Source organism: Beijerinckia sp. L45, from assembly GCF_009765775.1.
In the GTDB taxonomy this organism is placed as follows: domain Bacteria; phylum Pseudomonadota; class Alphaproteobacteria; order Rhizobiales; family Beijerinckiaceae; genus RH-AL1.
This window is the reverse complement of the sequence record NZ_LMUU01000115.1, coordinates 5,719-11,920: the sequence shown is the minus strand read 5'-3', so window position 1 is coordinate 11,920 and position 6,202 is coordinate 5,719. Positions and strand designations below refer to the sequence as shown.

General features: G+C 62.8%; 9 protein-coding genes. 6 read left to right on the top strand and 3 right to left on the bottom strand.

Annotation, left to right across the window (positions count from 1 at the left end; genetic code table 11):
• From GSQ79_RS29490 to GSQ79_RS12530, 3 genes are all read right to left on the bottom strand, one after another.
• Nucleotides 1-459, bottom strand: a 459-nt coding sequence (locus GSQ79_RS29490; protein WP_246725293.1) for a GTP-binding protein, incomplete at its 3' end; no start/stop codon positions are given.
• A gap of 346 nt (nt 460-805) precedes the next feature.
• Nucleotides 806-1,240: a DUF86 domain-containing protein gene (locus GSQ79_RS12535; RefSeq protein ID WP_158809053.1), complete on the bottom strand. Its 435-nt coding sequence runs from the start codon at nt 1,238-1,240 to the stop codon at nt 806-808.
• Nucleotides 1,241-1,299: 59 nt separating this feature from the next.
• On the bottom strand, nt 1,300-1,599 hold the full coding sequence (locus GSQ79_RS12530) for a nucleotidyltransferase family protein (protein ID WP_158809052.1): 300 nt from the start codon (nt 1,597-1,599) through the stop codon (nt 1,300-1,302).
• 182 nt (nt 1,600-1,781) lie between these two features.
• On the opposite strand from GSQ79_RS12530, the gene GSQ79_RS12525 reads away from it, so the two are divergent.
• The 6 genes from GSQ79_RS12525 to GSQ79_RS29485 form a co-directional block, all read left to right on the top strand.
• Complete coding sequence (locus GSQ79_RS12525) at nt 1,782-2,078, top strand: DUF6516 family protein (RefSeq protein ID WP_158809051.1); 297 nt, start codon at nt 1,782-1,784, stop codon at nt 2,076-2,078.
• Nucleotides 2,075-2,425 (top strand): hypothetical protein, encoded by a 351-nt coding sequence (locus GSQ79_RS12520; RefSeq protein ID WP_158809050.1) that lies wholly within the window; start codon nt 2,075-2,077, stop codon nt 2,423-2,425. The genes GSQ79_RS12525 and GSQ79_RS12520 overlap by 4 nt, the downstream gene beginning before the upstream one ends.
• A 679-nt stretch (nt 2,426-3,104) precedes the next feature.
• On the top strand, nt 3,105-4,235 hold the full coding sequence (locus GSQ79_RS12515; RefSeq protein ID WP_158809049.1) for a type III PLP-dependent enzyme: 1,131 nt from the start codon (nt 3,105-3,107) through the stop codon (nt 4,233-4,235).
• A 309-nt stretch (nt 4,236-4,544) separates the two neighbouring features.
• The gene (locus GSQ79_RS12510; RefSeq protein WP_246725292.1) at nt 4,545-5,189 is read left to right on the top strand and encodes a GNAT family N-acetyltransferase; all 645 of its coding nucleotides are present in this window, start codon (nt 4,545-4,547) and stop codon (nt 5,187-5,189) included.
• Between the two features lie 247 nt (nt 5,190-5,436).
• Complete coding sequence (locus GSQ79_RS12505; RefSeq protein WP_158809048.1) at nt 5,437-5,658, top strand: type II toxin-antitoxin system HicB family antitoxin; 222 nt, start codon at nt 5,437-5,439, stop codon at nt 5,656-5,658.
• 214 nt (nt 5,659-5,872) lie between these two features.
• Nucleotides 5,873-6,202: saccharopine dehydrogenase NADP-binding domain-containing protein (locus GSQ79_RS29485; protein WP_246725291.1), on the top strand; the 330-nt coding region annotated here is incomplete at its 3' end.

Sequence of the window (6,202 nt, the reverse complement as noted above, 5' to 3'; positions counted from 1 at the left end):
CTCGATCTGCTGTTTGATGCGCTCGGGCTCGGCGGCGGGGAGATCGATCTTGTTCAGCGCCGGCACCAGCTCGTGTCCGGCATCCAGCGCGTGATAGACGTTGGCGAGCGTCTGCGCCTCCACGCCCTGCGACGCGTCGACGACCAGCAGCGATCCCTCGCAGGCGGCGAGCGAGCGCGACACTTCGTAGGCGAAGTCGACGTGGCCGGGCGTGTCCATCAGGTTCAGAATGTAGGTCTTGCCGTCGAGGGCGGTGTATTCCAGCCGCACCGTCTGCGCCTTGATGGTGATGCCGCGCTCGCGCTCGATGTCCATGGAATCGAGCATCTGCTCGCTCATGTCGCGCGCCGCGACAGTGCCGGTCTGCTGGATCAGCCGGTCGGCGAGGGTGGACTTGCCATGGTCGATATGGGCGACGATGGAAAAATTGCGGATGTTGTCGATGGGATGGGTAGGCATACCTCGCGTCTAGCAGGGCGGCGGGGGCATGGGAAGCGTGGTTAAGGGGGCGTCACCATGTGGTTTGCGGTGGGGCTCGCCCTTCTCCCGTCTGCGGGAGAAGGTGGCCCGACGCAGTCGGGTTGGATGAGGGCCGTGCGGGGGAGGCCGCAGCCGTGAAGCATCCCGCCCAGCGCCCTCATCCGTCGCTGCTTCGCATCGACACCTTCTCCCGCAAGCGGGCGAAGGAGCACGCGCCCGATGCGCAGAAGAACCCATTGATCGCTTGGCCGACTCTCGCTCTCGGGATCGCGCGGGTCAAGGACGCGTCCATGTCGGGCTTGCCCGACATGGAAATCTCGAGAGGTTAAAGTCGGGCAAGCCCGACTTCAGCGGAGCGCCGCCAGCTCCTCTGGTTTGATCCTTGACGCGCGCGATCCCGATGGCATTCTCGCCACCAAGCGATCAATGAGATGGTGCGCGGCGGCGCCGCAAGGCGGAAGGACGAGGTCAGCGACACTCTAGATCGGCCAGCATCGCGACCACCACGATCCGCAACGCTGGAAAATGCCGTTGCGATCTCCCAGACCTCGGCTTGCTTGATCCGGTAGTATTCGTGTCGCAGCTGATTGCCGATGGCGATCACCGCATGCCACGGGATCACGTTGTATCGTGCCGTCAAATCGGCCGGCAAAGCCTTAGCTGCTTCTGAGACGATCTGGATCGCTCGCTCAAGCGTCCGCTCAAGCACGTAATCCTCGAAGACGTCATCGAAGCTTTTGGCGCCGATCGCACGGGCCACGCTATCGACTTCCCTTAGGATATGTCGAAGCCTCACATCGGGACTCTTCGCATCCGACATCAGAAGATTTTCATCGCTGATCCTTCGATCGATGGCAGATACTCAGGAACAATGTTGTCTTTGGTGACGAAAAAGATCTCGACGGCCGGCATCTCGGCTTCGATGACAGACTGCGCCTCGAACATTTCTAGAATGGTCAATTTGGCTCCGGCATCGATCTCGACCAGCAGGTCGACATCGGACGCGGCCGTCGCTTCATCGCGCGCATAGGACCCGAACAGAAACAGCGCCGCAATGCCGCGCGCCTTGAGCGCGGGCTCGGCGTTCTTGAGATGCGCGATGACGTCGGATCGGGTCATGGCGGCATTTTAAGCGAGGTTTCGCGCCGACGCCATATTCGGCAAGGCGTAGGAGACCCCAATGATCGCTTGGCCGACTCTCGCTCTCGGGGATCGTGCGCGGCAGGGCTGCATTTGCAACTGGATTGACGTCTCACGCCGCTTACGCTTCGTTGCTGATCAGATCGGTCTGGACGCATCGCTTGGCCACCAAAGCGCGCCTGCTCTTCCATCGGAAGCGCCACTACGATGATGGCGCTATTCTCGAGATGAAGCTTTGGCGTGTTCCGATCGCGGTCCCAGGATCACAGCACGCGTTGAAATACAGCCTGTATTATGGCCGCGATGGCGAGCGGCTCGTGGGCTACGATAACGAGCGCGGCAAAGGCGATCACCGCCACTATGGTGGACGCGAAGCCCCCTATATATTTGTATCGGCGGCGGTTCTAATCGACGATTTCCTAGCAGACGTCGAGATTTTACGCGGAGGCAGCCTGTGACAGACATCAAGCTTGTCGTCGGACAGACCGCAAGAGCGGACGGCGCGGCCTTTGTTGATGCGTGGGCCCGCGCCGAGCGTGGAGACAGTTTTGAAGATCATGCGCTGACGTTCGAGTCCTGGGACGCTCTCACCGCCGTCATGAGCGCTGAGCGGCTGAACCTCTTGCGGCACGTCCATGCGCACCCTGCTGCAACCATTGGCACAGTTGCCGAACGCTTGGGACGGCAAGATCGCGCTGTCGGCGACGATGTCGCGGCACTCGTGAAAGCCGGCCTTCTCACGTTGAAAGACGATTGCATTCGGACGACAGTCGATCGCATCCAAGCCGTCGTCGCTTTGGATTAAAGCCGCGTCCCACTCCTTCTTCCGCGAGCCGGAGAGGCACGCACGACATGCTTAACAAACCCTTCCCATCCCCTCCAAAATACTCATTTTCCCCTCTCAAATCCCCATCCTCCGCCACACCCCCAAAAAACATCCCCCCTGCCCAAAAAACCGCTTGCGCCTCGGCGAAAACGCCCTATCTTTCGCCTTGCCCAAATCGCACGTGCCTGTGGTCGTGTGTCGGTGGGGAGCGTTCCGGACAAGAGGCCGGTGAACTCTCCGTAAAAACCGGCAGCCGGAGCGAACCGGTGAACCCCGCCAAACGGGGGACACGACTTAAAGCAACGACGGACCGGGCTTTTTCGTCTCTGTCGGCTTCCATCGCCGACGTCATGAAGAGGCTAGTCTATCTTGCCGGGCGTGCGGATACGGGAGCTCATCCCAATCCAATCGATGGCTCAATATCTTTCGCCACGACTTAGCGTCTTGGAGGAATCTATTGGCCACGGCGCAGCATCTGATCTCGGCGCTTGCCGACGCATCGTGCGTTTTCGCACGACTCGTTGTCCGGCCCGGATCGCTGACAGCATTCGACGAATCGTCCGTGTCTCCACAGCGCGGCGGGTCGCAGGCGGCTGTCTATCCTTTTGCTCGGTTTCGTTTGTCGCCCACCTTGTGAGCGGCACGAAGGGATGCCGCGATGACACAACGTATTCTCGACTTTCTCCGCGCCCGCCGTGAAGACGGCCCCTGCCTCGTCGTCGATCTCGACGTGGTGCGCGACAATTACGCGACCTTCGCCAAGGCGTTGCCGGACACCCGCGTGTTCTATGCGGTGAAGGCCAATCCCGATCCGGCCGTCCTCTCGCTTCTCGCCCAGCTCGGCTCGTGCTTCGACACGGCCTCCGTCGTCGAGATCGAGCAGGTTCTTGCCGCCGGCGCGACCGCCGACCGCATCAGCTTCGGCAACACGATCAAGAAGGAGCGCGACGTCGCCCGCGCTTTCCAGCTCGGCATCCGTCTCTTCGCGGTGGACTGCGAAGCCGAAGTCGAAAAGATCGCCCGCGTCGCGCCCGGCGCAAAGGTGTTCTGCCGCATGCTCTGCGACGGCGACGGCGCCGAATGGCCGCTGTCGCGCAAGTTCGGCTGCGACGTGGCGATGGCGCCGCGCGTGCTCGAGCATGCCCAGCGTCTTGGTTTGGTGGCCTACGGCCTGTCGTTCCACGTCGGCTCGCAGCAGCGCAATCCCGCGATGTGGGATGGCGCGCTCAAGGCGGCGTCCACGATCTTCCGCGATCTCGCCGAGCGCGGCATCAATTTGCAGATGGTCAACCTCGGCGGCGGTTTCCCGACGAAATATCTGAAGGACATCCCGGCGGTGAAGGCCTACGGCCAGGCGATCTTCGCCTCGCTGCGCAAGCATTTCGGCAACCGCATCCCCGAGACGATCATCGAGCCGGGCCGCGGCATGGTCGGCAACGCCGGCGTCATCGAGGCGGAAGTGGTCCTCATCTCGAAGAAGTCGGATGCGGATACGGTGAAGTGGGTCTATCTCGACATCGGCAAGTTCGGCGGTCTCGCCGAGACGATGGACGAGATGATCCGCTACCCCATCAGGACCGCCTACGACGCCGACGCGAAAGAGCCTTGCGTGATCGCCGGCCCGACCTGCGATTCGGTCGACGTGCTCTACGAGAAGGACCCCTATTTCCTTCCGGTGAGCCTGGAGATCGGCGCCAAAGTGCTGATCGAGGGAACGGGCGCCTATACGACGACCTATTCCTGCGCCGGCTTCAACGGCTTTCCGCCGCTGCGCAGCTACGTGATCTAGCAGTCCAAGTCGGCTGTTGCCGACTTGGACCAGTCAAAAAGCGCCGCAGCCTGATCCCCCTCCCCCTTGCGGGGAGGGGTTAGAGGCGGGGGTCCGTCCACTTGCTTCAAGATGGATGAACACGCCGACCCCCACTCCGACCTCTCCCCGCAAGGGGAGAGGAGAAGAGCCTGCTGAAAATCTGGGCGGCCCTGAACCTCCGCCTAACTTTCCCGTTTTCGCCCCACATGCCCGATCGGCCGCGCGTCAGCGTCGGTGCGAGGGTCATCCCTTGCAGCCCTGGATGCACAAATCCCGGGGGAGGCTTCGATGACCTTGTTGATGAACGCCCACCGTCCTGCCGCCGCGCCGTTCCAGGCGCTGCCGGCGCTTGGCTTGCCGGCGCCGGCCCTGCAGGCCGCCGATCCGATCACGATCGACGTCGAACGCGAGAGCGATGTTTTCGCCCGCGAGGCGCTGCTCGATACCGCCTTCGGCCCGGCCCGCTTCCGCAAGACCTGCCAAAAGCTGCGCATCGGCCGGCTGCCGGCCCGCGGTCTGGCGCTGGTGGCGCGGCTCGATGGTCAGCTCGTCGGCACCGTCCGCCTGTGGCACGTGATGGCCGGCGGCGTTTCGGCGCTGATGCTCGGGCCGCTGGCCGTGGATTCGCGCTATCGCGAGCACGGCATCGGCACCCGGCTGATGGACGAAGCGATTCTGCGCGCAAAGGCCTATGGCCACGAGGCGATCCTCCTCGTCGGCGATGCGCCCTATTATGCCCGCTTCGGCTTCGTGCGGCGCCACACGCTGGGCCTGCGCCTGCCCGGTCCGGTCGAGAACGACCGCTTTCTGGGGCTGGAGTTGCAGGCGGGCGCGTTGGCAACGGCGAAAGGGCTGGTCAAGGCGACGGGCGCCGTCGCTATCGTCTCGCGTCGGCCAATGCATCAGGGACAGAGGCTGCGCCGCGCGGGGTAGGATGCTGGATTGAGCGAACGTCTTGAAAAGATGCGGTCCAATCCGCGCGCCGACTGGACCATCGGGGATGTCGAGGCTGTCTGTCGCGAAAGCGGCGTGGAATGCAAGCCGGCACGTGGCGGTGGTTCCCATTCAAGGTGTTCCATCCGTCTCAAGTCATGATCCTGACCATCCCTTACAAGCGCCCGATCAAAGCGGTATATATTCGCAAACTCGTCGCCTTCATCGACGCCGTGAGAGCTACCAGATGACCCCTCTCGAATATCCCGTTGTCGTTGAGCCCATCATTCCCGAAGACGGGGGTGGGTTCGCTGCCATCGCTCCCGATCTGCCGGGCTGCATGAGCGACGGCGATACGCCAGAGGAGGCTCTGGCCAACATACGTGACGCCATCGCAGCTTGGATCGAGGCCGCGCACGACATGGGACGCCCTATTCCGAAACCGTCGCGGCGCCTCGCGACGGTATGACCCTTGAGCGCAATCCCCAAGACATGCGGTTTGCGGAAACCCTGACTTCTGGAATCGTGGCCTAAACCGAAGCCTGTCGTCAGGCTGTCACGCGAAGCTTCCACCGATAGGTTCGCTTCGACCCGATCCGATGGCTTGCGCCGCCGGGTTGCTTTCATGCGTCGCGCTTGCTTTGTGCGCCGTACCCCCACCGACCTCACTGGAGACACTAGGAATGACGGACTACCCCGTGCATGGCACCATCACCGGCCCGATCGTGATCATCGGCTTCGGCTCCATCGGCAAAGGCACCCTGCCGCTGATCGAGCGCCACTTTAAATTCGATGCCACGCGCCTCACCGTCATCGACCCGGAAGACAAGGACCGCGCCATCCTCGACGAGCGCGGCATCCGCTTCATCCAGGAGAAGGTCACCCGCGACAACATCGACGACCTGCTGCGCCCGCTGCTCACCGAAGGTGAAGGCCAGCCCTTCCTCGTCAACCTATCGGTGGAAGTCTCGTCGGTCGCCGTCATGCGTCTCTGCAACGAGATCGGCGCGCTC

What these genes read in the sequence shown, in the direction of transcription:
- GSQ79_RS12515 (WP_158809049.1), top strand. Translation starts at nt 3,105, where the DNA reads ATGACACAACGTATTCTCGACTTTCTCCGCGCCCGCCGTGAAGACGGC.
- GSQ79_RS12505 (WP_158809048.1), top strand. Translation starts at nt 5,437, where the DNA reads ATGACCCCTCTCGAATATCCCGTTGTCGTTGAGCCCATCATTCCCGAA.
- GSQ79_RS12530 (WP_158809052.1), bottom strand. Translation starts at nt 1,599, where the DNA reads ATGACCCGATCCGACGTCATCGCGCATCTCAAGAACGCCGAGCCCGCG.
- GSQ79_RS12510 (WP_246725292.1), top strand. Translation starts at nt 4,545, where the DNA reads ATGACCTTGTTGATGAACGCCCACCGTCCTGCCGCCGCGCCGTTCCAG.